The 24,420-nt window shown below is 60.0% G+C and carries 36 protein-coding genes, 1 tRNA gene and 1 other RNA gene; 25 read left to right on the forward strand and 13 right to left on the reverse strand.

The features are described from left to right. Positions 1–69: 69 nt before the first annotated feature. Genes ACZ9HU_RS06110 through ACZ9HU_RS06120 form a run of 3 tightly spaced genes read right to left on the reverse strand, consistent with a single transcriptional unit; the run spans position 70 to position 1,727 of the window. Complete coding sequence (locus tag ACZ9HU_RS06110) at positions 70–1,029, reverse strand: DUF2303 family protein (protein WP_476103468.1); 960 nt, start codon at positions 1,027–1,029, stop codon at positions 70–72. Positions 1,030–1,071: 42 nt separating this feature from the next. Then, positions 1,072–1,485 carry a hypothetical protein gene (locus tag ACZ9HU_RS06115; protein WP_476103470.1) on the reverse strand — a complete coding sequence of 138 codons (414 nt, stop codon included), beginning with the start codon at positions 1,483–1,485 and terminating at the stop codon, positions 1,072–1,074. Positions 1,486–1,496: 11 nt separating this feature from the next. Beyond that, positions 1,497–1,727 (reverse strand): helix-turn-helix domain-containing protein, encoded by a 231-nt coding sequence (locus ACZ9HU_RS06120; RefSeq protein WP_476103472.1) that lies wholly within the window; start codon positions 1,725–1,727, stop codon positions 1,497–1,499. A gap of 98 nt (positions 1,728–1,825) precedes the next feature. Between ACZ9HU_RS06120 and ACZ9HU_RS06125 the strand changes: the two genes are divergently transcribed. The 4 genes from ACZ9HU_RS06125 to ACZ9HU_RS06140 all read left to right on the forward strand — a co-directional run bounded on the left by ACZ9HU_RS06125 (position 1,826) and on the right by ACZ9HU_RS06140 (position 3,658). Continuing rightward, on the forward strand, positions 1,826–2,422 hold the full coding sequence (locus tag ACZ9HU_RS06125) for a LexA family protein (protein ID WP_476103474.1): 597 nt from the start codon (positions 1,826–1,828) through the stop codon (positions 2,420–2,422). A gap of 17 nt (positions 2,423–2,439) precedes the next feature. Continuing rightward, the gene (locus ACZ9HU_RS06130; protein WP_476103476.1) at positions 2,440–2,652 is read left to right on the forward strand and encodes a hypothetical protein; all 213 of its coding nucleotides are present in this window, start codon (positions 2,440–2,442) and stop codon (positions 2,650–2,652) included. 77 nt (positions 2,653–2,729) lie between these two features. Next, positions 2,730–3,245: a hypothetical protein gene (locus ACZ9HU_RS06135; protein WP_476103478.1), complete on the forward strand. Its 516-nt coding sequence runs from the start codon at positions 2,730–2,732 to the stop codon at positions 3,243–3,245. Then, positions 3,245–3,658, forward strand: coding sequence for a hypothetical protein (locus ACZ9HU_RS06140; protein WP_476103479.1), 414 nt, complete (start codon positions 3,245–3,247; stop codon positions 3,656–3,658). The genes ACZ9HU_RS06135 and ACZ9HU_RS06140 overlap by 1 nt, the downstream gene beginning before the upstream one ends. A gap of 95 nt (positions 3,659–3,753) precedes the next feature. Here ACZ9HU_RS06140 and ACZ9HU_RS06145 read toward each other — a convergent pair whose 3' ends face one another. Further along, positions 3,754–4,056 (reverse strand): hypothetical protein, encoded by a 303-nt coding sequence (locus tag ACZ9HU_RS06145; protein ID WP_476103699.1) that lies wholly within the window; start codon positions 4,054–4,056, stop codon positions 3,754–3,756. Between ACZ9HU_RS06145 and ACZ9HU_RS06150 the strand changes: the two genes are divergently transcribed. From ACZ9HU_RS06150 to ACZ9HU_RS06210, 13 genes are all read left to right on the forward strand, one after another. Continuing rightward, positions 3,946–4,188, forward strand: a complete 243-nt coding sequence (locus ACZ9HU_RS06150) for an HNH endonuclease (RefSeq protein WP_476103688.1) — start codon at positions 3,946–3,948, stop codon at positions 4,186–4,188. The genes ACZ9HU_RS06145 and ACZ9HU_RS06150 overlap by 111 nt on opposite strands. 26 nt (positions 4,189–4,214) lie before the next feature. Then, complete coding sequence (locus ACZ9HU_RS06155; protein ID WP_476103481.1) at positions 4,215–5,084, forward strand: hypothetical protein; 870 nt, start codon at positions 4,215–4,217, stop codon at positions 5,082–5,084. Between the two features lie 26 nt (positions 5,085–5,110). Beyond that, on the forward strand, positions 5,111–6,349 hold the full coding sequence (locus tag ACZ9HU_RS06160) for a recombinase RecT (protein WP_476103483.1): 1,239 nt from the start codon (positions 5,111–5,113) through the stop codon (positions 6,347–6,349). Between the two features lie 4 nt (positions 6,350–6,353). Further along, positions 6,354–6,578, forward strand: coding sequence for a hypothetical protein (locus tag ACZ9HU_RS06165; RefSeq protein WP_476103485.1), 225 nt, complete (start codon positions 6,354–6,356; stop codon positions 6,576–6,578). Continuing rightward, complete coding sequence (locus tag ACZ9HU_RS06170) at positions 6,556–7,059, forward strand: Ros/MucR family transcriptional regulator (RefSeq protein ID WP_476103487.1); 504 nt, start codon at positions 6,556–6,558, stop codon at positions 7,057–7,059. The genes ACZ9HU_RS06165 and ACZ9HU_RS06170 overlap by 23 nt, the downstream gene beginning before the upstream one ends. 45 nt (positions 7,060–7,104) lie before the next feature. Continuing rightward, positions 7,105–7,680: a hypothetical protein gene (locus ACZ9HU_RS06175; RefSeq protein ID WP_476103489.1), complete on the forward strand. Its 576-nt coding sequence runs from the start codon at positions 7,105–7,107 to the stop codon at positions 7,678–7,680. A gap of 15 nt (positions 7,681–7,695) precedes the next feature. Next, the gene (locus ACZ9HU_RS06180) at positions 7,696–8,040 is read left to right on the forward strand and encodes a hypothetical protein (RefSeq protein WP_476103491.1); all 345 of its coding nucleotides are present in this window, start codon (positions 7,696–7,698) and stop codon (positions 8,038–8,040) included. Positions 8,041–8,184: 144 nt separating this feature from the next. Then, positions 8,185–8,454 carry a hypothetical protein gene (locus tag ACZ9HU_RS06185; protein ID WP_476103493.1) on the forward strand — a complete coding sequence of 90 codons (270 nt, stop codon included), beginning with the start codon at positions 8,185–8,187 and terminating at the stop codon, positions 8,452–8,454. Beyond that, positions 8,447–9,031 (forward strand): hypothetical protein, encoded by a 585-nt coding sequence (locus tag ACZ9HU_RS06190; RefSeq protein WP_476103495.1) that lies wholly within the window; start codon positions 8,447–8,449, stop codon positions 9,029–9,031. Before ACZ9HU_RS06185 ends, ACZ9HU_RS06190 begins: the two co-directional genes overlap by 8 nt. After that, positions 9,024–9,866 carry a hypothetical protein gene (locus ACZ9HU_RS06195; protein WP_476103496.1) on the forward strand — a complete coding sequence of 281 codons (843 nt, stop codon included), beginning with the start codon at positions 9,024–9,026 and terminating at the stop codon, positions 9,864–9,866. The genes ACZ9HU_RS06190 and ACZ9HU_RS06195 overlap by 8 nt, the downstream gene beginning before the upstream one ends. After that, positions 9,863–10,156 carry a hypothetical protein gene (locus tag ACZ9HU_RS06200; RefSeq protein ID WP_476103497.1) on the forward strand — a complete coding sequence of 98 codons (294 nt, stop codon included), beginning with the start codon at positions 9,863–9,865 and terminating at the stop codon, positions 10,154–10,156. Before ACZ9HU_RS06195 ends, ACZ9HU_RS06200 begins: the two co-directional genes overlap by 4 nt. Continuing rightward, positions 10,153–10,491 (forward strand): hypothetical protein, encoded by a 339-nt coding sequence (locus tag ACZ9HU_RS06205; RefSeq protein WP_476103499.1) that lies wholly within the window; start codon positions 10,153–10,155, stop codon positions 10,489–10,491. Before ACZ9HU_RS06200 ends, ACZ9HU_RS06205 begins: the two co-directional genes overlap by 4 nt. Positions 10,492–10,574: 83 nt before the next feature. Next, positions 10,575–11,645 carry a tyrosine-type recombinase/integrase gene (locus tag ACZ9HU_RS06210; RefSeq protein ID WP_476103501.1) on the forward strand — a complete coding sequence of 357 codons (1,071 nt, stop codon included), beginning with the start codon at positions 10,575–10,577 and terminating at the stop codon, positions 11,643–11,645. Positions 11,646–11,687: 42 nt separating this feature from the next. On the opposite strand, the gene ACZ9HU_RS06215 is transcribed toward ACZ9HU_RS06210, so the two are convergent. Continuing rightward, positions 11,688–11,762 (reverse strand) — tRNA-Val (locus ACZ9HU_RS06215). A 128-nt stretch (positions 11,763–11,890) separates the two neighbouring features. Next, positions 11,891–12,265, reverse strand: coding sequence for a cell cycle two-component system response regulator CpdR (gene cpdR, locus ACZ9HU_RS06220; RefSeq protein WP_168604570.1), 375 nt, complete (start codon positions 12,263–12,265; stop codon positions 11,891–11,893). A 145-nt stretch (positions 12,266–12,410) separates the two neighbouring features. Here cpdR and ACZ9HU_RS06225 point away from each other — a divergent pair, with 145 nt between their 5' ends. Together ACZ9HU_RS06225 and ACZ9HU_RS06230 are read left to right on the forward strand one after the other, a co-directional pair. Continuing rightward, entirely contained in the window at positions 12,411–13,358 is a 948-nt protein-coding gene (locus ACZ9HU_RS06225; protein WP_476103503.1) for an N-formylglutamate amidohydrolase, read from the forward strand. Between the two features lie 50 nt (positions 13,359–13,408). Continuing rightward, positions 13,409–13,603, forward strand: coding sequence for a hypothetical protein (locus ACZ9HU_RS06230; RefSeq protein ID WP_476103505.1), 195 nt, complete (start codon positions 13,409–13,411; stop codon positions 13,601–13,603). Positions 13,604–13,695: 92 nt separating this feature from the next. Here ACZ9HU_RS06230 and ACZ9HU_RS06235 read toward each other — a convergent pair whose 3' ends face one another. Together ACZ9HU_RS06235 and ACZ9HU_RS06240 are read right to left on the reverse strand one after the other, a co-directional pair. Further along, positions 13,696–14,481: a SapC family protein gene (locus tag ACZ9HU_RS06235; protein WP_476103507.1), complete on the reverse strand. Its 786-nt coding sequence runs from the start codon at positions 14,479–14,481 to the stop codon at positions 13,696–13,698. 115 nt (positions 14,482–14,596) lie between these two features. Further along, positions 14,597–16,027 carry an FAD-binding oxidoreductase gene (locus ACZ9HU_RS06240; protein ID WP_476103509.1) on the reverse strand — a complete coding sequence of 477 codons (1,431 nt, stop codon included), beginning with the start codon at positions 16,025–16,027 and terminating at the stop codon, positions 14,597–14,599. 175 nt (positions 16,028–16,202) lie between these two features. Between ACZ9HU_RS06240 and ACZ9HU_RS06245 the strand changes: the two genes are divergently transcribed. Then, positions 16,203–16,817 carry a hypothetical protein gene (locus ACZ9HU_RS06245; protein ID WP_476103512.1) on the forward strand — a complete coding sequence of 205 codons (615 nt, stop codon included), beginning with the start codon at positions 16,203–16,205 and terminating at the stop codon, positions 16,815–16,817. Positions 16,818–16,964: 147 nt separating this feature from the next. Next, positions 16,965–18,401, forward strand: coding sequence for a DEAD/DEAH box helicase (locus tag ACZ9HU_RS06250; protein ID WP_476103514.1), 1,437 nt, complete (start codon positions 16,965–16,967; stop codon positions 18,399–18,401). A gap of 5 nt (positions 18,402–18,406) precedes the next feature. Here the strand turns inward: ACZ9HU_RS06250 and ACZ9HU_RS06255 are convergent, their stop codons facing one another. From ACZ9HU_RS06255 to ACZ9HU_RS06265, 3 genes are all read right to left on the reverse strand, one after another. After that, on the reverse strand, positions 18,407–18,718 hold the full coding sequence (locus ACZ9HU_RS06255) for a hypothetical protein (protein ID WP_476103515.1): 312 nt from the start codon (positions 18,716–18,718) through the stop codon (positions 18,407–18,409). Then, positions 18,715–19,815 carry a LacI family DNA-binding transcriptional regulator gene (locus ACZ9HU_RS06260; RefSeq protein WP_476103517.1) on the reverse strand — a complete coding sequence of 367 codons (1,101 nt, stop codon included), beginning with the start codon at positions 19,813–19,815 and terminating at the stop codon, positions 18,715–18,717. Before ACZ9HU_RS06260 ends, ACZ9HU_RS06255 begins: the two co-directional genes overlap by 4 nt. Before the next feature lie 74 nt (positions 19,816–19,889). Next, complete coding sequence (locus ACZ9HU_RS06265) at positions 19,890–20,450, reverse strand: NUDIX hydrolase (RefSeq protein WP_476103519.1); 561 nt, start codon at positions 20,448–20,450, stop codon at positions 19,890–19,892. Positions 20,451–20,580: 130 nt separating this feature from the next. Between ACZ9HU_RS06265 and mscL the strand changes: the two genes are divergently transcribed. Both mscL and ssrA read left to right on the forward strand, forming a co-directional pair. Then, a complete protein-coding gene (gene mscL, locus ACZ9HU_RS06270) occupies positions 20,581–21,018 on the forward strand; it encodes a large conductance mechanosensitive channel protein MscL (protein WP_476103521.1) in 438 nt (145 codons plus the stop codon). 54 nt (positions 21,019–21,072) lie between these two features. Further along, positions 21,073–21,437: a transfer-messenger RNA gene (gene ssrA, locus ACZ9HU_RS06275) on the forward strand. 97 nt (positions 21,438–21,534) lie between these two features. Here ssrA and ACZ9HU_RS06280 read toward each other — a convergent pair. Then, positions 21,535–22,301 (reverse strand): IS5 family transposase gene (locus ACZ9HU_RS06280; RefSeq protein ID WP_476103523.1). Its coding sequence is split into 2 segments (ribosomal slippage): positions 21,535–21,989 and positions 21,989–22,301, totalling 768 coding nucleotides; the frame shifts between segments, so codons are not numbered across the junction. 43 nt (positions 22,302–22,344) lie between these two features. After that, on the reverse strand, positions 22,345–22,605 hold the full coding sequence (locus tag ACZ9HU_RS06285) for a hypothetical protein (protein ID WP_476103525.1): 261 nt from the start codon (positions 22,603–22,605) through the stop codon (positions 22,345–22,347). Between the two features lie 139 nt (positions 22,606–22,744). Here ACZ9HU_RS06285 and ACZ9HU_RS06290 point away from each other — a divergent pair, with 139 nt between their 5' ends. Then, positions 22,745–23,881: a JmjC domain-containing protein gene (locus tag ACZ9HU_RS06290; RefSeq protein ID WP_476103690.1), complete on the forward strand. Its 1,137-nt coding sequence runs from the start codon at positions 22,745–22,747 to the stop codon at positions 23,879–23,881. Next, entirely contained in the window at positions 23,881–24,420 is a 540-nt protein-coding gene (locus ACZ9HU_RS06295; RefSeq protein WP_476103527.1) for a pseudouridine synthase, read from the forward strand. Before ACZ9HU_RS06290 ends, ACZ9HU_RS06295 begins: the two co-directional genes overlap by 1 nt.

Here is a 24,420-nt window from a genome sequence, read left to right on the forward strand (position 1 = left end):
CGCGCATACCCTTCCCCTTTTTTAACCTACCCCCGCTGCTTGTGGACAGGCCGGAAACGTCCGACGAGGTTATTCAGGAGTGCCGAAGAAAAGGGGCAAATCGGTTTCGTTGGTGGCGCGCTCACAGGCTTCGGTGAAGGCCAGTTCGAACACGCGGTCGAGGCCCCAGAGTTCGTACCAGAATACCAGGGTGCCATCTTTGGATCGGAAGCGCAGGCGGGCGGCCACGCGATAGATATCGCCGCGCGCGAACACCGGGATATTCAGGATAAACACGGTCGGAATGTCGAGCGGCGCGCCGTCGGGCCCGGTCTGCTCGGTCTTGAAGCGGATTTCGCCGGTCCCGTTCGACAGGTTGCGGGTGTCCACAACAACGCTCTTTTCGTGAACCTGCAGGCCACGAGACAGTTCGATCAGCTTGGACGGGCTGCCCAGCGCGCCGCCGCCGATGCTGGTCAGCAGCTTGCGGATATCGTCATTGAGCGCCGAAGCATCGTCGACATGCTCAACGTCGATGAAGCGATCTTCAAGGAACTGCGCAAAATCGTCGCGCGTCATCTTGGCCTTGTCGAACTTGGTCCAGACCTTCCATTCTTCCGAGAGCGGAAACTTGAACACCGCTCGGTGCTCACCGAATCCCGCCTGCGGGCGGCCGCCCAGCGCGGACTGTTCAGTTTCGACATGATAGTCGAGCACAGCAGTCAGCGAGGGCCCCTGCATGTTGTCCACGGCGAACAGCGCCGAGGGAGCGCTCTTGAATTTGTTGACGTGCCAAATGAAGCTGTCGAGGCGCGTGTGCAGGGCGGTGCCCTTCAGGCGCTTCGGCCCGGTCCGATATTCGTCGAAATAGCTGGCGGGCAGCGGCTTGAGGTTGCCGTTGGTGTCCAGAATGAACACACCTTGCGTTTGGGTGTCAGGCTCGACGGCATTGACGGCCTTGGCCGTGCCAAATTCGCGGGCCACCTCGACGGCGGCGCGCATTAGATCCGCGGTGCTCTCGCCGACGGTCAAAACCTTGGTATCGCTCATGGATTTTACCTTTTTCAGAGGATCAGGAGGGCGGGTCGCGCGTCAGTTGCGCGGGGCCTGCCGGGGCGTCACATCGCGTACCGTGCCGAACAGGCTTTGCTGCCTGGGCTGGTTCGGGGTGAACAGGTTGTTTTCGGTGAGCCACGCGATCGAGCGCTTGCGCTTGACCTTGGGCATGGCGATCTTGTGCTCGCCCTCGATCAGGTAATAGCCATCGACCTCGCGGATCAGCGTGATCTTGAGGTTGATGGTCGCCTTGAGCTTGCCGCCCTGCGCCTGGAACAAATCTTCCAGATCCTCAGCCATCTTGCGCATGTCATACATGACATCGGCGTCGAACTGGCCGTCCTCGACCATGCGCATGAAGTCGGCCAGGCTATTCGCGGTAGGATGGAGCCTGCCGCCATCGGCAGCGATAAGGCTCTCGACCGCTTCTCTTTCTTGAGGTTCAGACATTGGGTTTCCTTTCACTCAGCAGCTAGGGAAACCGAGGCGCGGGCCGCGTTATGGACCTCCACCCAATCCTCATATCGAACGGCACCATCGGAAACGCGCTGGTAGGCCGTGACGAATTTGGGGGAGGGAAGAAGGATGCCGCGCTCATGCTTGGAAACGACGGATTGATTGGACGCGCCAACAAGTTCTGCCATCTGCGCCAGCGTGAGCTTTTTCAGTTTGCGAAAGCGTCTCGGGTTCATAGCGCGCTATTGGTATCCGATTAGGATACTTTGGCCAAGCCCTGAAAATGTCCGATAGAGAAATTTATTTGCACAGCCCAATCGTGTAGGAAAGGGCTATGGCTCGTATCTACGCCCCCAATCGCATCGCTGAACTTCGCATCGCGAAACAGTTGACCCAGCAGGAACTGGCAGATCGCATGGGTGGAACCATCACTAAGGGAACCGTCTCCAAACTGGAGAAGGGGACCATGGGCTGCACCGTCGATCACATTCTTGACCTTGCCCGCGCGCTGGAGGTTGATCCGGCAGAGGTTATCGCAAAGGTCGAGCCCAGCGCGCGCGAGGTGCCGCTGCTTGGTCGTGTGGCTGCGGGTAACTGGCGGGATGCCGTTGCCGAAGCTGATGAATTTGTAGCTCTCCCCGAGCAGATTCAGGGGAAAAATCTGTTTGCTTTGCGCGTTGCAGGCGATTCCATGAATACCATCGTGCCTGATGGCGCGGTGATTTTCGTCAATCCCGATGATTTAGACCTAATTGATGGCAAGGTTTACGTGGTTGCCAATGGGAACCATGAAACGACATTCAAGCAATTCTCATCCAATCCTCCGCGCCTTGTTCCGTGTTCTACCAACCCGGTTCACCAGCCTATCGAGATTGGACGCGAGCCCTTCATCACCGTTGGCAGGGTTTCCTACGCATCATTCCGGCTCTAGCGGTGGTTGCCCTCCAAATGTTCGGCCTGACGCTGATCGCCATCATGGCGGTCGGCGCAGTGGCCTCGTGGGCTGATCAGGACGAGCGGCGGCTACTGAAGCTCGCCGCCGGTTTCGCCATGTCTGTTATCCTGGCATTGGCATGGGGATTATCCACCGGATCGCTTTACCGAATCGCTCACGCGAACGTGCCTGATTCAGATCAGGAGGACGCGCGTCCGCTACCATAAATTTCCGAATCGGAAATTTCCTGTTGCAGGTAGTATCGGTATAGGATACCTCTCCGTTAGTTCTTACGGAGAGTTCCATGGCGCACAGCGTTATTCGGGCTTTACAGCCGTCGCATTTACTGCCCCCCAATACCCCGGCTTCTACTACCGCGTCCGCTGAAAATGCGGGCGGGCGCGGCAACCGCTTGCGCCTTGTTCCCCAATACATGGCGGCGGCCCCTGTCGTCTGGATTGAGCCCTATGAAGGCTGGTCGATGTGGGAGCTTGTCAGCCGTGATACGGACGGCTTCTTCTACAGCGAATACATCGCGCGTTGCGCGCACGGCGATTACTTTCTCGACGTTTCGCGCTTTAATTTCACGCCGACGCAAGAGCGCTTCGACTGGCTCGTGCGCAATGAGTTTCCAGCGCGCCGGGGAACCGGGCCCTGGGATGATGCGGACATTGATTGGGGCATCGCTCACGAAATGCGGACGGACGTGTTCACGGTGCCTTCGCGTGCTGAGCGCGAGGAAGCCGCCTGTGCTGCCGGTCTGATGGCGCTGGGTGTGCTGTGCCTGATCGGCACGGCTGCCGCGCAGTTGTGGGCGTGATGGCCACCCGCTCAACCTATCAGCCCTATGCTGAAATGGGCCGCGCCGCGGCGCCCGTAATCGTCGCTGGCGCGCTTGATGCATCGATCCCTGTCGAGGGCTTCTATCTCATGCGCCTTCGCTCTGGCGCGGTCGCTAGCGGCATCCACATCTGGTTTGGGCCACCGCTCGATCCTGTGACCGGCGAAGAGCTTGACCGCTCGTGGCGCTGGCAGGCGCAGGGCGATGATGGCCAGCTTATCGATCTGGATCACGTCTGGCCCATGTGCGGCAAGACACCGATCAGCGAGGCTGATTTCAACGCCCGCAGGAACCGCCGCGCATGGGCGCAAAAGGCCGCTCCCGAAAGCTCCTACGCCAACAGCCGCAGGAAATATGACCCCCTTTCCATGTCCGAGGCCTTGCCGTTCTGATGGTTGCAACACTCTCATCGCGAGCCATTATTTGCGCTCACTGTCAGAACGAAGTGGCCGTTCCGCGCTACCGCGTGTCCGCAAGGTTTTGCAGTTCATCTTGCTATTCCAAGTGGAAAGCCAATCCCATGCGTTTTGTGGATCAGAGCGCAGGTGAAGGTGGATGTTGGCTGTGGACCGGACCTGACGATGGCCGGGGCATTTATGGTCGGAAACGTGTGAATGGGAAAATGCGCGGTGCGCATGTTGCTGTTTACGAGCACCTTGTCGGGAAGATTCCAGCGGGAATGGAAATTGACCATACCTGCCGCGTCACCAAATGCGTCAATCCCGCGCATCTTGAGCCAGTGACGCGGCGCGAGAATGTTCTTCGGCAGCCAAAAGTAATCGTGGCACAAACATCAAGCCGATGCGTCAATGGCCACGAGTGGACGCCAGAAAATACTTACATCCATCCCACTCAAGGTTCGAGAATTTGTCGGTCATGCACACGAGAAGCTGTGCGCCGACATAGCAGAAAACTTCCCTGACAACCCATTTTCTAAGGAGAACCGCCATGTCGGTTGCGCAACAGAATTCCATATTTGGCGATGTGAAGCCGTGGCCCAGCCAGCCCGCCGCCGCTGTCGCCAGCCTTGGCCATAATAGGCCCCCGCTGGAAGAACTGATCCCCGAAGAATTTATGGCTGAACTCCTGCGCGAGAGGCCGGAATTCCTGACAAAGCTGGATCAACTTGTCGGCGCGGCTGACCGGGCAAAAGCCACCAATGACGATGAACTTGGCCGGTGCGGCGATCTGGTGGATGGCTATCGCAAGCTGGCGAACCACATCAACGCCACGCACAAGACGGTGAAGGAGCCGTATTTGCAGGGCGGGCGGCTGGTTGATGCTGAGAAAAATGCGCTGATGGAGCGCATCACCAGCGCCAAAGCCAGCGTTGAGGCTATCGGCAATGCCTATGTGGCTGACCGCGATGCCCGGCGGCGCGCAGATGAGGCCCGGATCGCGGCTGAACAGCGCGCCGCTGCCGAAGCTGCTGCGCGGGCCGAGCGTGAGCGTGCTGCCGCCGAGGAAGAGGCGATGCGCGCCCAGCGTGAAGCCGCCAGCGCCGAGGAGCGCGAAGCCGCCGCCCAGCGCGCAGCCGAGGCTGCGCGCGTGGCTGAGGAAACCATGGCCGCCGCCGCGCTGGCGCCCGCTGCCCCGGCGAAAGTTGAGCCTGTCCGTTCCGATGCTGGCTCGACCGTCTCGGGCAAGCAGGAGTGGAAGTCGGACGTTACCGATTACACCGTCGCCTTCATGGCAGTCGAAGACAACCCCAAGGTCCGTGAAGCGATCGACAAGGCGGTGGCAGGCCTCGTGCGTGCTGGCAAGCGCCAGATCGAGGGCGTCCGCATCTATCCGGTCGCCAAGGCCAACTTCCGCTGATCTCAGCCGACAAGGAGTTTCACACGATGAACGCCCCTGCGCCCCAGCAGACCTTCGACCAGGCGCTTGCCCTCTTCAATGGGCAGGTATCCAAGGTTGCCCAGCAGATCGCTATGGTTCTTCCGAGCCATATCCCCATTGAGTTTTTCCAGCGCGTGCTGATGGCGGCTGTGAAGGCCGATCCTGACCTTCTTCGCGCTGACCGTCGCTCGCTGCTCAATGCCTGCGAAAAATGTGCCATGGACGGGCTGATCCCCGACAAGCGCGAGGCCGCGCTCGTCGTGTTCAAGCGCAATTACAAGGATGCACAAGGCGCATGGCAGCAGGCGCTTGAAGTCCAGTATATGCCGATGGCTTATGGTCTTCGGAAGAAGATCCTCCAATCTGGCGAAATCACGGACATCACCGCAAAGGTGGTCTATCGCTGCGAGGTTGAATCCGGCGCTTTCATCTATGAAGAAGGCACTGAGGCGATGCTTCGGCATAGGCCAATGCTGGAAATGACCGAAGATCAGGCCAAAGACGAGAACATTGTCGCAGCTTATTCCATGGCAACCTACAAGGACGGCAGCAAGTCCTATGAGGTGATGCGCCGCTTCGAAATCGATAAGGTGCGCGAATGCAGCCAGACCGGTGCCACGAAGGATAAACGCGGGCAAGCGCGCAAGCCATCGGGGCCATGGGTCGATTGGTATCCTGAGCAGTGCAAGAAGACCGCCATGCGCCGTCACAGCAAGACGCTGCCCATGTCGAGCGATCTGGTGGACGTGGAAGGCGCAGACCTTGATGCCGTTGCGCGCTCAACGCAAGCCATGCTCTCCGTCGAGGCTGATGCCCCCACCGCAATTGCTCAGGGGCCCAAAACGGTTTCCCTGTCGGACCAGAGCAGCGAGGGTAACGGCACGCCGATCGACCTTTCAACCGGCGAAGTCCTCCAAATGGATCCGGCCACCGGCATGACGGTGGTGGACGAAGATACTGCCCGCCAGCTTGACGCGCAGATGCTGGAAGGTGGCCGCGCCGATCACGATCATGGCGACCAGCATGACGGCACCGAAGGCAAAGATGCCGCCGACGATACCCCGGCCTATGCCGGTTGGTTGCAGGGCATGAACGAGCGGATCGCCAACGCGACCACGCCCGCCTTCCTGCGCGGCATCGAGGATGATTTGAAGGCCGCAAAGGACAGCCTGCCCGATGACGTGGTGGCCGATCTGGAAAAGGCCATCAGCGCGCGCCGCGCCGCCATCCTGAAGAAGGGCTAAACTCATGGCTGCCGACGCCTTTTACATCATCTGGAACCCGGAGGGGAAATCCTCTCCGCGCTTCCGCCACGAATGGTTTGGGTCGGCAGCCAACGAGGCCGCGCGCCTCGCCCGCGAGAACCCCGGCCAAGAATTTATCGTCATGCAGGCGGTGCGCAGCGTGAAGGTCATTGACCTGACCGTGACTGAATTCGCCCGCTCCGAACATGATGACGGAATCCCGTTCTAAACCCAGAAAGGAGGGCGAGGGGGATAACCTCTCGCCACATACCACCATGAGCAATGTTCAGCAGTCGATCGATCACAATCACATCTTGGGCCTGACGGCAGGTATCGTCACCTCGCGCATTGCCGCTATGCCTGGCAAGGAAGACGTGCCGGCCCTTATCAGAAGCGTCTATGAAACCCTGACCAGCCTCGGCCAGCCCGATACCCCCGCTCCCGCGCCGCTGGTCCCTGCCGTGCCGATCAGCAAATCCATCAGGCCCGATCACATCGTGTGCCTTGAGGACGGCAAGAAGCTCAAGATGCTCAAGCGGCATATCGCCACGCATTACAACCTCACACCCGACGAATACCGGGCCAAGTGGGGCCTGCCCGCCGACTATCCGATGACCGCGCCTGATTATGCCGCAAAGCGGCGCGAACTGGCCAAGGCTATCGGGCTGGGCACGAAGGCGAGCTATGTAGGCAACAAGCCGAAGGGCTAAAGCATGCACCCGAATTGGCCACATGCTTTAGCCGATCGGATCGGCGTGCGCGGCATCATTTCTTTTACGCCCGCCCGCGTCGGCCTGACCCTGCATGTCCCATGCGAAAAGGGAGGGCATGTGGTCGATGTTCCGGTTCGATCCGGCCTGCCGCCCGACGTGATTGCCAAGCAGATGCTCAACAAGGGGTGGTCATTTGGCTCCCGCCTTTCATGTCCCGAGTGCGGAAGAAGACGGACCAAATCCAACCCAGACAGCAAGAAGATTGCCATGTCCACCACCGATAAACCCCAGGCGTCCGATGCAGCGAGAAAGGCGAAGCGCCTTGTCTATCAAGCATTGGAAGATGCCTATGACGATGTGGCGAAGCGATATCGCAATGGCTGGTCAGATGACCGCGTTGCGAAGGAAACCGGCGCTGCGCCCGCGTTCGTGAAGCAAATTCGGGAGCAGGATTTCGGCCCTCTTGGTGAGCCGGTCGAACTGGCCTCGCTGCGCCTCGAGGTTGACGCCCTGCGCGCGGAGGCCAGCGCGTCCAATGCGGACCTGATCCGAAAGGTCGATGCCATAGCCCAGAAGCTGACCAACATCTGCCGCCAGAACGGGTGGCAGATCACTTAACGAAAGGATATCCCAGTGCCCACCTATCTCGTAACCGATAAGCAGACCAAGAGCCGTATCATGGTCGAGGCCCAGCGCCCCCAGACGGCCCTGTCCCTGCTGATCGAAAACCGCTTCACCGTCTCGGCCGCGCTGGAAGCTGGCGATGCGATCCGCCTGACGCGCGATGGCGTTGATTTCCTCGATGCCAATCCCGCCGAGGCTTTGCCGGAAGCCGAGCGTGTGCCGCTCTCGGCGTTTGATGATGCTCCTGCCGAGGACCCGGAATTTGTCGAGGTGGAGACGTTCCCGGCTCATGATGCCGAGCCGATCCCCTTCGCCGCCGATGACCCCGGCAAAACCCTTGAGGCGCTTCGGTGACGGCGGCCCGCTTTAATGGCAGCGGGAGAGCCACCACGGCTTTCCCGCCCGTCTATGGGCAGCCGTCCATGAAGGAATGGCAGAACCGCAAGCGTATGCCTGCATGGCGCAGGTTGCTTGCCGGGTGGTGGAAGGAAGAGGGCAATGAAGGTTGAACATCTGAAAGAGGCCCAGCAGATCGTTGACAGCATCGCCAGCATCGACGCAGCGCTGACCTACAAGCTGATGGATACCGGATCGATGCCGCAGCTTCCAGTTCGGACCGGCCCGGGCAGTTCCACCTATCAGCCTATCACCCGTGACATTGCTGAAAAGGCGCTGGCGCTCCAGCACGAGGCCATGCGCCAGCGCCGCGCGGCTTTGGTGCGCAGGGCCAACCAGATAGGGCTGGTGATTGGGGGCGGCAATGGCTGACCAGAACACACCTGCGCCTGCTGTCATGGAGTTAATCTCCATGCTTGATGTTGATCCTGAACCGGATGGGAAGGTCATCTTTGATCATTCCCCGGAAGAGATAGGGCTGCACGTCATGGAAAACCATGACATTATTCTTGCCTGCATCACTTCCCAACGCCGCGCCGCTGCGATCAGCAATTTGCAGAAAGCGCAAATTGCCCATCCCGACGACCTGTGTCCCCGCTGCGAAGGGGCGACGATCTACATCAGCCGTGATGTGCTCACTGGGCAGGAGGTTGAGATTTCGTGCCTGTATTGCAATGAAACGGGCCGTATTTCTTCCGCGCAGACCGCACCCCAGCCCGACCCGCGCGATGCGGAGATTGTGCGGTTGCGTCTTGATGTTGAGAAAGAGCAGGCTTTGCAGGACAGCGCATATAGGGCTGGCTTAAAAGCTGGCTGGAATATGTGCGTTAACGACGATCACGATGGATACGCCAAAGCTACCGAAAGCACGGAACATATCGCAGAATTGAGGCGCATCCGAGAAGCCCGCGCCGCCCTCGCCAAATCGGAGGGCCGCACCAATGGCTGACCGCCCCATCCTTTTCAGCGCGCCGATGGTGCCCGCCCTGCTCGACGGAGCCAAGACCCAGACGCGGCGCGCTTTGAACCCTCAGCCGCCCTCGTGGGTCTATCCGAACGATAAGCCCGGATATTCATGTCTCACACCGAAAGGCTCCATTGAATTTCGTGGCAGGTATATCGATGAAGCCGGGGAGGATCACGGCCCCGCAAGTAAGTTTGTGAAGCTCCCATATCTCAAAGGCGACCGCCTGTGGGTGCGCGAGAGCTATTACCAGCGCGGCCATTGGGAGCCGGTCGAGGGCGCAAAGACCAAGGGCGGGCGGCAAAAGTGGGCATTCGTCCCGGCGGACTACTTTTACACATTCGATGAACCCGCCGAATACCGCAAGGGCCGCCACCACAAAGACCCCGCCACGGTTGCATGGCACAAGCGCCTTGGGCGGTTCATGCCCCGCTCTTTCTCCCGCCTCACGCTTACCGTCACCGATGTCCGCGTGGAGCGCTTGCGGGAAATCAGCGAGAAAGACGCGATGGCCGAGGGCTTGGGTACTTGCCCCGACGACTTCCACGGAATGGACCCGCGCGGCTGGTATCGCGACCTGTGGGACAACCTCAACGGCCCCGGCGCGTGGGAGGCTAACCCTTGGGTGGTCGCCGTAACCTTCACCGTGGCCCGCCACAACATCGATGCCCCCGATCTGCCCGAAGGTGTCTGGGATAAGTGCGGTAAGCTGTTTTACACCTGCCTTTCCTGCGGACAGGCCACGGAGCTTGACGGCGAACTGGAAGGGTTTGACCCCGCCGTGGCATATTGCGGCGGAAGCCCGAGGTGCATCCCATGAGCAACCGCAAACTGCGCCCAGCCAGCGAATGGCACGAAGATCATGGCACCGTCCTTTGGTGGCGCTTCCCGATCTGCGAGCCGCCTTATGTGGGCACGCCGCTGGATCTGGGCTTCACCGTTTCCGCCCATCTACGCAATCAGTTTGGCGATGAAATCGGCATGACTCACGCCGAGGTCGGAGGATGGCCTTATGGCGATGACCTCGACAAGCAGCCTGAACTATTCTGGGAGCGCATCGAGATACCGGAAACGCCGGAATATGATGCTCACGATGGAGATGAGGCATGAACGAAAATGCCTGCACCGCTCTTGTCCGTCTTGATCGCAAGCTTTCGCGGGCGCTGGATACTGGCAAGGGCATTCGACTTGAGGCCGGTGATTTGGAATTGCTGGCCAGCATCGGCATGATTGAACAACTCGCCGAATCGAAGGCGAAGGCATTGAAGGAGCAGGCCCTGTGTCGGCAATTAAGGGTGGTGTCTATCAGCGAGGCGAGTTCTGGCTCGATCTCGTCCGCGGCGCCGACGGCAAGCCCGCCAGCGATCGGTGGTACATCTGGTGGTATGATGCCGCCGCAGGGCGCCAGCAGCGCAAAAGCACGCGCACGTCAGATGTTCGCATAGCCTGCGATAGGCTTGATGAGCATTACCTCGCCACGCATGTCCCCACGCCTGAGGATCAGGCCATCTATACGGTGCAGGACGCTATGACCGACTACATGGTCGAGCATGGCCAGCATCAGGCAAGTGCGGACGCGATTAAGGCAAGGCTCAAGCTGTTCCAGCGCTTTCTCAACGCCGAGGAAGATGCAGGCAGGCTGCCTGATCCGTTCCTACCCGAGGCTATCACCGATCGCATGATAGAGCGGTTCCGTGCCTTTGGCCTGTCCACGCCTATCGTCGCCCGCAAAAAGGATGAGCGTGGCAATTGGGTTGATGGCAAGAGTCGCCCGCGCAGCGCCGCAACCGTTGAAGAGTCGGTCATCCAGATCAAGGCCGCGCTCAATCACGCCTACAACGAACGGCGAACGAAATACGTTCCGCCTATCCAGCACAAGACCCGCGATCAGGTCACAGCCAAGCGTACCTATCGCCTATCGGTCGAGGCCATTGGTGAACTGCTGGATTACAGCCTGCGCGGGGCAGGGAACTATGCCGGGCATAGCGAACTGCTGCTGCCCCTGCGCCGCTACCTGATCGCTTCCATCTGCACGCTGGCCCGGCCCGATGCCATTTTCGATATGAGCGTCAAACCTGAGCGCGAACAGTGGATGCAGAACGCATCGCTTTTCAACCTCAATCAGGCTGGCCGCATTCAAACCAAGAAGGTCCGACCGGTCCTGCCGGTTGTCGGCCTGTTCGATTCGTGGCTCCAAGCTACCGACGATTGGTTCATCTGCCGCGAGGTGACGGAATACGACGCCAAGCAGAAGGTCGATGTGGTCCACCAGTATGGGGTCAACGCGATTCGCTCTGCCTGGACCAGCGCGCGCCAGCACCTCGGCATTCCGGCTGGGTGGGGTCCGAAGCTGTTGCGCCACTCCATGGCCACGATCTTGGCGAATCGCCGCGTCAATCTGATCGAACTGGAGATGGCGCTTGGCCATCGTGTGCTGGGCAAAACCAGCAGCACCTATGCCATCTTCGACCCGGACTATCTGGGCACCATCAAGGAGGGAATTGAGGACGTGATCGCGGACCTGACAAAGGTGGCCGGGCCAGCGCTTCACGCAAAACTCACGCAAAATTCGGAAAATGTGACCGTTTTGAGGGCATGAAAAAAGCCCGCCTAAGTCGATGACCTAGCGGGCTTTTTTGAATGGTGGGCGTAGGAAGGATTGAACTTCCGACCCCTGCGATGTCAACACAGTGCTCTACCACTGAGCTATACGCCCACACTTTTCAAACCATCCCGGTTGGCGTTGTTGGCGTCCGCCGGGTGTGACGCGGCCTCTAACGGTGGTCCGCGATTATGGCAAGAGGCTAATGCGAAAAAATGTAATATTTTTCTCTAAGGCCCTGTTTACACGCTGATTTGCGAGGGTTGGCCGAATACGCGCTGCACCTCGGCCACCAGATCGCGCAGGTGGAAGGGCTTGGAAAGCACCTTGGCCTGGGGCGCTTCACGGCTTGCCTTGAGCGTGACGGCGGCAAAGCCGGTGATGAAGATCACCTTGGTATCGGGGCTGACCTCGGCGCAACGTTGGGCCAATTCGATGCCGTCCATTTCGGGCATGACGATGTCCGACAGCAGCAAGTCGAAATGTTCGCGCTCCAGATAGGGCAGGGCCGCCGTGCCGCGATCCACCGCCACCACGTCATAACCAGCATTTTCCAAGGCGCGGGCCAGATAGGTGCGCATGGCGGCTTCGTCTTCGGCAAGCAGGATTCGGATCATGGCGTTATCTCTCTTTTCGTTGCCCTGCTTATAACGCGCCATGCGGGCGATTTCTTGCGCCATTTTCGGCATGACCTGATTTGAAACACCCTTGGGGCAGGGTCCTAACTTTGACACGCGCGGGCGAAGGTTTCACTGTGGGCGGATGGATGGAAAACGGCCCTATATTTGCGATTCGCACACGGTGATGCACCGTGATGGCGGTGTTATTCCGGGGCTGGATGAAGCGTCCTATTCGGTGATAGCGCCTGTGGTTTCGCGCATTCCGGTGGTGATTGCGGTGCCCCATGGTGGGCGGCGCTATCCTCCCGATATTCTGGCGCGGATGCGTCATCCCGAAATGGCGTCGCTGCGGCTTGAAGATCGTATGGTCGACAGGTTGGGCGAAGCGATTGCGCGTGAGACTGGGGCGGCCTTGCTGCTGGCCCATGCGCCCCGCGCGATGCTGGATCTCAACCGGGCCGATGATGATGTCGATTGGGATATGCTGGGCATGGCGGCGCAAAGCGCACCGCCGCCCAATGGCCGCGCGCGCAGCGGGTTGGGACTGGTGCCGCGACGATTGCCGGGCTTGGGGGATATATGGCGTGGCCGCCTGTCATCGGCGGAGGTGGCCGAACGAATCGAAGGCATCCACGCGCCCTATCACACCGAATTGGCGAACATTTTGTCGCAAGAGCGCGAGCGTTGGGGCGCGGTGTTGTTGATCGACCTGCATTCCATGCCGCCTTTGCCGCGAATCAATGGGCAGAACGCCGCCTCCATCGTGGTGGGCGATCGTTTCGGGGCCAGTTGCAACGGTGCCTTGGTGGCGCAGTGCTTTTCGCATTTCGCGGCTTGCGCGGTGCTGGCGGCGCATAACCGGCCCTATGCGGGGGGATTCGCGCTGGACCATCATGGTGCGCCCCGCCACGGGTTTCATGCGATGCAGTTAGAGATCGACCGGGCAACCTATCTTGACCCAAACCTTGTCGAATTGGGTGACGGATTTGATGCGATGGTTCGCTTACTTACATCGCTGATTCTTTCGCTGGGCGCGCAAGTGGCGGCGATGGGGGGACGCACATTGCCCATGTCGGACGCCGCAGAGTGAGGCGATACCGCCGTTAAAAGCCTGAAGATAATAAAAAACCACCCCGCGCAATGCGCGAGGTGGCCAAGGTTCAGGGAGGAAGTGCAACCGAAGTTGCACTAGACCGGCCGGGCCATGAGGGAAGCACCAACCGGATAAGTGTGTATTACGCTGACATTTTCCTGCTGGCAAGGGTGGAAGTGACAAAATACATCACTTTGGTGGAAAAATGCGGCGAGTTGAATTTTATCCTTTTTGGTTCGTGAAATTTGACTTGCGCAAACAAAACCCCGCCGGGCGCAATGCCGGGCGGGGTTTGTATCGATCACGACCTGAATTCAGGCCATGTCGGCGTGGATCAGGCGACCGGAGCCACCTGCGGCACCACCACCGGGCCAAGACCCAGCTGAACCTGACGGGCGAAGATTTCGCGCAGCAGGTCGAGGCTGAACAGGTGGGCGAACAGCAGCGGCAGCAGGCCCGACTGGTTCCAGCCGCGCAGAACATCACCGCGCACTTCGCGCAGCTTAGCCTGATCGACCATCTGGAAACCGCGGTAAACGAAGGGCTGGTCATTGCCTTCCTGCTGGATGGCGACTTCGCCTTCCATCAACAGGTTGTGCTTCTTCAGCTCTTCAACGAAAGCGGCCGAACGCATGCCGGCTTCTTCGAAGTTTTCGCAGAATTGCAGCATGTTCTTGGTGGCTTCGCTGGCGGTTTCGCCGTCGAACAGCGGTGCGCCATCGACTTCTTCGCCCAGCAGGTTGGTGGTGGGGTCAAAGCACAGCGACAGTTCCTGTGCGTCGGGCGTCAGGCGGGCCAGCATGAAGGGATAGCGACGGACATAGGCCGGCACATAAACTTCCGAGGTCAGCTTGCCTTCGGCATCGACGAAAACGTTCACGCCTTCGTTCAGACCCATCAGCGCCAGCGGAACGGGCTGATCGCCGCTCGAAAACACGATGGGGAAATGGCGTGCGGCCTGCGGGAATTCTTCCACGGTCAGCGGAACAGCGTGCTGGCCAATCAACCAGGTCGCCTTGTCGGTGCTCTGGCTCTTGTAATTGGCGTGGTCCCGGCTGTTGAGCGGAACGAGGTCGTTGTAGAACAGCGGCAGGTTGGCGTTCTGCGGCGCGCTGGCCATGGGGTCTCTCCGAAAACTGGGGCGCGAAGGCCCCTAGGCTAAAAAATCAGGTTGCAGGCCATAAGCCCCGGTTTTGCCCAGCGCAAGGGCCGAGCAGGGCCATCTGTGCGCTGTTTCACGCAGAGGGCAACAGCTTTCCGGGGTTAAGTATGCCTTTGGGATCCAAAGCCGCCTTGACCGCGCGCATCAGGCCCAAGGATGTCGGATCGCCCAGACGTTGCAATTCGGCCACTTTCATCTGACCGATGCCATGTTCCGCGCTTAATGATCCGCCCCATTGCGTGACCAGATCGTGGACGAAGCGGCTGATCGCCTTGCCGTCGCCGGCCTCCCATGCGGCGCGTTCGCTGCCCTGTGGAGAGATCACGTGGAAATGCACATTGCCATCGCCCAGATGTCCGAAGGCCACCGCATGGGTGCCGGGCCATGCCGCTTCGACCTTTGCAATGGCATCGGTGATAAAGTCGGGCATTTTTTCCACCGGAACGGAGATATCATGCTGTTTGGCCGGACCTTTGCTGCGCTCGGCCATCGGCACGGTTTCGCGCAGGCCCCAAAATGCCTCGGCCTGCGATTCGCTGTTGGCGATGGCGGCGTCCTGCAACAGGCCCGCCTCGAACGCATCGGCCAACATCGCTTCCACCCGGTCGCCCAAAGTTGGCGCCGCCGCCGCATCGGCCACCACTTCGATCAGGGCGTACCACTGATGCGCGCCTTCCAGCGGCGAACGCATGTCCGGGGCATAATCGAACACCGCCAACAGGCTGGGGTGAGGGATGACCTCAAAGCCTTCCAGCGCTTCGCCCACCGCCTTTTCGGCGTGGAGCAAAAGCGCGCGGGCGGCCTGAATGCTCTCCACCCCGGCCCAAATCACGCGGCGATCGGCAAGGGCGGGCTCCAGTTTTAATGTGGCGGCCGTGACGATGCCCAGCGTTCCTTCGCTGCCGATAAAGAGCTGTTTGAGGTCAAACCCGCGATTGTCCTTTTTCAAAGGCGTCAGCGCGGAATAGATCGACCCATCGGCCAGAACCGCCTCCAGCCCCAAAACCTGTGAACGCATATTGCCGTGCCGCAACACTTGCGTTCCGCCTGCATTGGTCGAGATCAACCCGCCCACCGTCGCCGAACCCTTGCCCCCCAGAGTCAGGGGGAAGCGCAGGCCGACGGCCTCGGCGGCTTCATGCAGATTTTGCAGAACCACGCCTGCGCCGCATGTGACGCGGCGATTTTCAAGATCGATTGGACCAATCGTGTTCATCCGGCGCAAGGATACCAGCAGGGATGTCCCGCTGGCGTCCGGCGTTGCCCCGCCGCTCATTCCCGAATTGCCGCCCTGCGGCACCAGCGCCACGCCATGTTCATGGGCCAGAGCCATCAACTGTGCCAATTGCGCGCTGTCCGCAGGCGAGGCCAGGCCCATCGCGGCCCCCGTATAGCGCCCCCGCCAATCGGTCAGCCATGGCGCAAGAAGGTCAGGATCACAGGTCAATCCACGCGGGCCAAGAAGCTGGGCGGCGGCGGCGAGAAAAGTGTCGGTTTGGGTCATGGCGCGCCCTATGCCACAGCCGCGGATCAGCATCCAGCCATCGCCTTTGCCATCATGGTTTGGGTGCAGGGTTAAGCGGCTGTTCAAACAAATGTGATTATGCCAAACAACCGACAAACAAGCATGAGGGTTACATGTTCGCCCGCCGACAGGACGGGTGGAACCAAGCAAATATATGGTGAAGCATCCCTTTCCCATTCCATGGTTGCGCAAGATCGGCGCTGGCTCTGGCCTGCGCCGGGGTGGTGGCCGTTGGGCGTTGGGGGGAATCGCTGCCTCGCTTGGGCTTTTATGCTGGATGAATGGCGGCGCGCCAGCTGTGGCGGCCCCCCTGGTCGAAACGGGTGAGAAAGTATGGCATGCCATGCAAATGCATGGTGTCGTGCTGGACGATGACTATCAACAGGTCCGCATTCAACAGCAATTCTCGATCCGCATTTCGCCCGGCCCCCCGGTGCCGCCGCCGGTTTTTGTGATGGAGAATGATCGGGATGATCGCCCGGTCAAACTCGAAGAACGCAATATGGGCAAATGCCTGCCTGCGTCGGCGATTGTCAGTGTGCAAAGTGCGCCGAAAAACCGGTTGCTGTTTTTTTTGCGCGATTCGCGGGTGGTGACGGCCGGGCTGGACAAATCGTGCCATGCGCATGATTTCTATTCCGGTTTTTACGTCGAACGGAATGCCGACGGACAGATCTGCATCGAACGGGACAAGATCCATTCTCGTTCCGGCGCCAATTGCGTGATTCACGATTTGCACGCACTGGTCGAAGTTCCGGCGCGTCGTTAAGGCGTTATACGGCGATTTTCTTGACTTTCGCCCAGAATTGGCGCTAATCCGCCGATACCCGCGCCGCCTTGTCCGCCAAGGCGGCGGTTTTGCACATCCGGCCACGGGTAGGACGGATGCCCCTTATTGCGGAAACACCCAAAACCCATGAGTTTCGCCGATCTCGGCCTTTCCGATGAATTGCTGCAAAGCGTAATCGCTGCTGGCTATGACACGCCCACGCCGATTCAGGCGCAGGCCATCCCCTCCGTGCTGATGATGCGCGACCTTATCGGCATCGCCCAGACGGGTACGGGTAAAACCGCCAGTTTCGTGCTGCCGATGATCGACATTCTTGCGCATGGCCGCCGCCGCGCGCTGATGCCGCGTTCCCTTATTCTTGAACCCACGCGCGAATTGGCCGCGCAGGTGGCCGAGAATTTCGAGAAATATGGCAAGAACCATGATCTCAAGATGGCGCTGCTGATTGGTGGCGTCCAGATGGGCGATCAGGTCAAGGCGCTGTCGGACGGGGTGGACGTGTTGATCGCGACACCGGGCCGTTTGATGGACCTGTTTGAGCGGGGCAAGATCCTGCTGACGGGTTGCGACCTGTTGGTCATCGACGAAGCGGACCGGATGCTCGACATGGGATTCATTCCCGATATCGAGACGATCTGTTCCAAGCTGCCGACCCAGCGTCAGACTTTGTTGTTCAGCGCGACCATGCCGCCGCCGATCAAGAAACTGGCCGACAAGTTCCTGAGCAATCCGAAGTATATCGAGGTTGCGCGCCCCGCTTCGAACAATTCGAGCATCGCCCAGCACAAGGTCAAGTGTGGCCCCAAGCAGAAGCGCGAAGTTTTGCGCCACCTGTTGCGCCACGACAATGTGTCGACCGCGATCATTTTCGCCAACAAGAAGACCACCGTGCGCGAACTGGCCAAGAGCCTGAAGCGTCACGGCTTTTCCGCCGGCGAAATTCACGGCGACATGGATCAGTCGAGCCGTATTGCCGAATTGGACCGGTTCAAGGATGGCTCGATCAACATTCTTTGCGCATCCGACGTCGCCGCGCGCGGGTTGGATGTAAAGGGCGTCAGCCACGTCTTCAACTTCGACACGCCGTGGCATCCGGATGATTACGTCCACCGCATTGGCCGAACAGGTCGCGGCGGCGCGACGGGCCGGGCCTTTACGATCTATTGCGATGCTGATCTTGAAGCGATCCAGAATGTCGAGAAGCTGACCGGCGGGCCGATCCCGGAAATCAAGCTGGATATCGACCACAAGGTTGAAAAGGCCGAAGACAAGGCGGAGCGTAGCTCGCATAAGGTCGAAAAGCCGCGTGAACGCCAAGCTGAACGCAAGGTCGAACGTGCTCCCCGCGAGGAACGTGCACCGCGCGAAGAGCGCGCACCGCGTGAGGAACGTGCCCCTCGCGAAGAACGCTTTGCCCGTGATGAACGCCCGCGTCGCGATTCTCGCCATGACCATCGCAGCGAAGACCGCAGCCGTGGCCGTTGGCGCGACAATGATCCGCCGTCAAAGCCGGGCGAATGGAACGGTCCTATCCCCGAATTTCTGGGTGTATCGGCCCTCTGATAGGATTATCGCGCCACGGTGATGATACACTGTGGCGCGAAAAGGGATAGCCATACGAGATAAATCAGGGGCAGCGCGAAAGGCGTCGCTATCCAGTGCGCCTGAAATCGCGCGCTTGCCGCATAGGTGGCGCGCCAAAGCGCAAGGCAAGCGGTTTGAATCAGTGCTGACCCGCTCAGGATCAAGCCCATGGAAAGCGGAACGCCGCCGCATGTCGCCAGATCGTCGGTGACGATTTCATGGATAATAAGATTAAACGAGAAATAGACTGGGTAGGTGGCGAGAAGCGCAATCAGCCCTCGCCAAACCCAGATCAACGGCGGCTACTCCCCCTCGGCAACAGCCGCACCGGCACGCGCTTCTTGGCCCCCGGCGTGCCCGCAATCACCGACAGCAAGCGGTCCACCAGAACCTCGCCCGCCGTCTGGAAATCCGGTTCCACCGAGGAGAGTGGCGGGGCCGAATGCGCGCCCGCACGGATGCCGTCGAAACCGATCAGGCCGACCTGTTCAGGCACCGAAATCCCCTGTTCGCGCAAGACCCGAAGCGCGCCCAGCGCCATTTCGTCGCAGCACGCAAAGATAGCATCAAAAGGCACGCCCGAACGGATCAGTTCGACCGCGGCGCGGCGGCCCTGTTCGTCGCGGCTCATGCCTTCCTCGAATGTGATCAGGCGCGGCACCATGCCCTGTTCGCGCAGCAATTCGGCATAGCCTTCATAGCGCTCCTTGAACTGGCGCTGGGCCGAGGTTTCCGATGCGATGCAGACGATGTCGCGATAGCCCGAATCGATCAGATGCTGGGTCGCCATCCGCGCCCCGCCGATATTGTCCGAACGGACCCAATCGAGATCCTCATGCGGGCTGCCCCAACACACCAGATGCGCGCCCTCGGCGGCGATAGAGTGGAAATAGTCCCACGCATCCCAGTTCTCACTGGTGCCAATGACGATCAAGCCGTCGGCCTTGCGTTGTTCCTGATACAGGCCCCAGAGGTGGTCCGTCGCCCCCTGAAAAGAGACGATCGTTTCATGCCGCCGCCGCGAGGCCGCGGCGCAGACGCTGCCCAACAGGGCGAAGTGGAAGGGGTTGAAATTCTTGATATCTTCATCCGGGCGGCAAATCACCACCACGGCCAAAGTGCCGGTACGCCCGGTGCGCAGCCGCGCGGCATTTTCGTCCACGTGATAATTCAGCTTGGCCGCCGCCGCCGCGACGCGCGCGCGGGTTGCCTCGCTGACCACCGGATCTCCGGCCAAGGCGCGGCTGACCGTCGACTGGCTCACCCCAGCCTCGGCGGCCACGTCAAAGGATGTCACGCGATAGCGCTTTTTCACCTTGGAGGCGTCGATCAGCCCACCGACCTCTTGGGTCGAGTGGAGCTTGTCTGTGTCTTGGCGATCATCTTCCCCCATGGCGTGGGTCTTGGCCCTCTTTGCTATCACTTGTCCAGAGGCCATTGGGCCACTTTGCGCGCAATCGGTGGATTTCACCGACGCGCAATAATCTGAGGCGCCAGAAGCATCAACAGCTTTACGTCGATCGCCATGCCTTCGGCGCGGCGGGCGGCAACAAAAGCGTCAATTTCGGCCAGAGCCACGCGATGCGTGATGATATTTTCATCATCCACCCCGCCGCCGGGGCCGACCTTGGTCAACCCATGCGCTCGCAGCAGGGTAAAGCTTTCCGTCACCATGCCGGGGGATGAGTAGAATTCGCCCATGACCTCCATTCGGGCCGCGTCATAGCCGGTTTCCTCGATCAATTCGCGGCGGGCGGCGTCGGTTGCCACTTCGTCCTCATTGCCCGCCTGATCGCCCACAAGTCCTGCGGGCAGTTCGAGGCAGGTTTTGCGCAGCGGAACGCGATATTGCTCGACCAGAAGGACATGATCCTCCTCGTCAATGGCCAGAATGACGGCGGCGCGGATGTTGCGCGCGCGGCTGACATATTCCCAGTTGCCGCGCTGCTTGGTCGCGATAAAGCGCCCCTGCCAGACCACCTTTTCTTCGCTTTCACGCCAGGTCTGGACGATCTTTTCCTTGGTCATCAACGGCTCCGTATTCCTGTGCAGGGGTTAACCCCTGAGGCGCGCAAAGCGCAAGTGCGTAGCCTGATAGGTGGTTGTGGTTAACATCACCCTGTGGCACCCCTGTGTCAGCAAGAAGAGGGAAGGCATCATGCTTCAGGAATTCAAGACCTTTATCGCGCGTGGCAATGTACTGGACCTGGCGGTCGGTGTGATCATCGGCGGTGCGTTTGGCAAAATCGTGTCCTCGCTCACCGATGACGTTCTTATGCCGGTGATTGGCAAGATCACGGGCGGCATCGATTTTTCGTCCAAATTCATTCTGTTGGGCGAAATTCCCGAAAGCTATACGGGCGCGGTGACGGACTATGCTGCGCTGAAAAAGGCCGGGGTGGCGATGCTGGGTTATGGGTCGTTCGTGACGGCGGTGATCAATTTTCTGATCATGGCATTTGTCATCTTCCTGATCGTCAAGGGCGCCAACAAGGCAACCGCCAAGCCCGCAGAGCCTGCGGCTCCGGCAGCGCCTGCCGGTCCGACCGAGGTTGAACTGCTGGCCGAAATCCGCGACGCGCTCAAAGCTCGCTGAGGCCAGACGCATTGCATCGAAGGGAAGGGGGCACCTGCGGAAAAGCAGGTCGGCCCCCTTTTCTTTTTACGAATTGCGCCTATATCGACACTCGCCGGTTTCGACCGGCTATGGTGATAAAATGCGGCGTGCAATAGATGCAGCGGACCCGGGGGCGGTACCCGGCGGCTCCACCATCACTACTTGGCATTTATGCCAAGGCCCCGTTGTCGCGGGGGTGTTGATGGGGCCGAACTAGGATCGACGTGTGTTGAAAAGCGCTGTTTTTGCCCGGGCTGAGTAACCCGTATAAGGCTCAAAACTCATAAGTGCCAACGACAACGAAGCACTTGCTCTGGCTGCGTAATTCTAGGCCTTAACGGGCTGAAGTTACAAACCTAGAACACGGTTGAACCCACCGGGTAACAGAAGGGAATTCGGGGGCCTGAGGGGAGCCTAGCAACAGAATCTCCTCACCTTATTTATGATTTATGCAAGGGTCGCACGGCGCCCCGTTAAACGGTCAGACTCGCGGACCTAGGCTGTAGACTCATAAACGCGGAGCCAAAGTCGCAATGAGGCGAGTTGGACCATGGCGAGGAAGTTTTCGGCCAGCTTGTCGTAGCGGGTGGCGACCCGGCGGAAGTGCTTCAACTTGGAGAAGAAGCGCTCGATGAGGTTCCGCTCGCGGTAGAGCCAAGTGCTGAAGTACGGTTTTGCCCGGCGGTTGGACTTTGGCGGGATGTTGGCGAACGCCCCTTTCTCGCGGAGTGACGCCCGGATGTGATCTGCGTCATACGCCTTGTCCGCCAGCACGATTGTCCCAGCACCGACATGATCGAGCAGACCGTCGGCAGCTTGGCCATCATGGCTTTGCCCGGCGGTCAGGCTCAGCCGGATCGGGAGGCCTTGCCGGTCAACGACCGCGTGGATTTTGGTCGTGAGGCCACCCCGGGAGCGACCGAGACAATGATCTCGATCCCCCTTTTTGCCGTCGCTGCCTGTTGGTGCGCCCGGATGGAAGTGCTGTCGATCATCTGGATGTCGCCATCATGCGCGGCGGTTATGGCGTCCATCATCCGATCCCAGACACCGGCTTTGCGCCATCTCACGAAGCGATTGTAGCAGGTGGTTCGTGGGCCGTAGCGTTCGGGTAGATCGCGCCAAGGCGCGCCGGACCGCAAGACCCAGAAGATGCCGTTCAGTACCCGCCGATCATCAACGCGCGGCACGCCTCGGGGCTTATTGGGCAACAGCGGCTCGATCACGCGCCATTCGAAGTCGGTCAGATCATATCGGCTCATGCCGACGCTGAATCAGCATTCGCCGAAAAAAGAAAGCATCGCATCAAGGAACTTCAATCTCTTGCTCGGTTCCCGGCGGGTGCTCGGCCAATTCCAACGACCATCCGTCAACCTCGTGTGTCAGCGTTATCTCAAATGTTGGGCCATCACCGCCGCTGTTCAGGTACCAGCACCGAACCCGACTGCCTTCCACAGCCAGGAACTGCATGAAGTTCATATCCACGTATGAGCCGATCTCGGCACTGATAGCCTCAGCAATGTCAAGAGCGCCGATCCGCTGAAGCTTGAGCGAACTATCTGTCATGCCGTCTCAATGGCATTCCTGCCCGGGTCAGGCAACCGCCGAACCCGACCGCTTTATGAGTTCACGGCCTAGCAACAGAACCGCCCCACCCATTCCCGACATTTTGACAGATGGCCCCGGAAAGCGCATGAGCGCGTCCATGCAATTTGCCCATTTCGATGTCGCCGCTTTCCTTGCCTCCAATTGGCAAAAGCGCCCGCTTTTGATCCGCAATCCGTGGAAGGGCTGGGCCAATCCGCTAGAACCGGATGAACTGGCGGGGCTGGCGTGTGAAGAAGGCGTCGAATCGCGCCTTATCACCCATTCGGGCGGCAAATTGGCTCTGGAGCGCGGCCCGCTTGCCGAGGAACGCTTTGGCACGCTGGGCAAGGAGCCATGGACGCTGTTGGTGCAGGCCGTCGATCATTACGTACCCGATGTGGCCGCCTTGATTGAACCGTTCCGTTTCGTGCCCGATTGGCGCATCGATGATGTCATGGTTTCCTATGCCAATGACGGGGGCGGGGTGGGGCCGCATTACGACCAGTATGACGTCTTCCTCATTCAGGGTTTGGGAAAGCGGCGCTGGCGTGTAGGGCCGGTGTGCAATGTTCAAACGCCTTTGGTGCCCCATGATGACCTGCGCCTGATCGAGGATTTCGAGGCCGAGGGCGATTGGGTGCTGGAGCCGGGCGATATCCTCTATGTCCCGCCCGGATTTGCCCATGATGGCGTGGCTGTGGGCGATGATTGCATGACCTATTCGATCGGTTTCCGCGCGCCTTCACGCGCTGAACTGGCCGAAGCATGGACGGCGCATCAGGTGGACACCATGGCCGAGGACGACCGCTATGCCGACCCCGACCTGACGGTTCAGGCGCATCCCGGCGAGATCACAGCCGAAGCGCTCGACAAATTGCAGGCCATGGTTCTGTCGGCCCTGTCGGATCGCGATGCCTTTGCCCGCTGGTTTGGCCATTACAACAGCCTGTCCAAATATGCCGAAACCGATTGGCGGCCCGAAGAACAGATGGACGAGAATGCGGTTGCCGCCATGTTGGCCGATGGCAACGCCCTTCATCGCAATCCGGCGCAGCGTTTTGCGTTTATTCGTCGAGGGCAGGGGGTTTTGCTGTTTGTTGATGGCGTTTGCCATGAATGCGACGACAAGGTTGCGGAACTGGCTCAGGACCTTTGCGCTGGGGCTGAATGGCGGGGGGAGGCCCAAGGCGCCGCGCTCACTTTGCTGACAACATTGATCAATCAGGGCAGTCTGGGTTTTGAGGATGAGGATTGATGGCGCTCATCCTTTTCAACAAACCATTTGGCGTCCTGTGTCAGTTTACGCCCGAGCCCAACGGCCCGCCCAAGCCCACACTGGCCGATTTCATTCAGCGGCCCGGCGTCTATCCCGCCGGTCGGCTCGACCATGACAGCGAGGGGCTACTGCTGCTGACCGATGATGGAAGGTTGCAGGCGCGCATCGCCGATCCGCGTTACAAAGCGGCAAAGACCTATCTGGTGCAGGTTGAGGGCGAGCCGGATGATGCCGCGCTCGAAGCCCTGCGGCGCGGGGTGCGGTTAAAGGATGGGATGACTTTGCCCGCGGCCGTGAGGCGAATCGATACGCCCGATCTGTGGCCGCGCAATCCGCCGGTGCGTTTTCGTAAAACCGTGCCGGATTGCTGGATTGAATTGACCATCCGCGAAGGGCGCAACCGTCAGGTTCGGCGCATGACGGCGGCGGTCGGGCATCCGACGCTGCGTCTGGTGCGATGGCGCGTGGGGGATTGGTCGCTGGACGGTCTGGCGCAGGGAGAATGGAAAGAGGTTTGA

This window comes from Novosphingobium sp. Sphag1I (genome assembly GCF_056279125.1).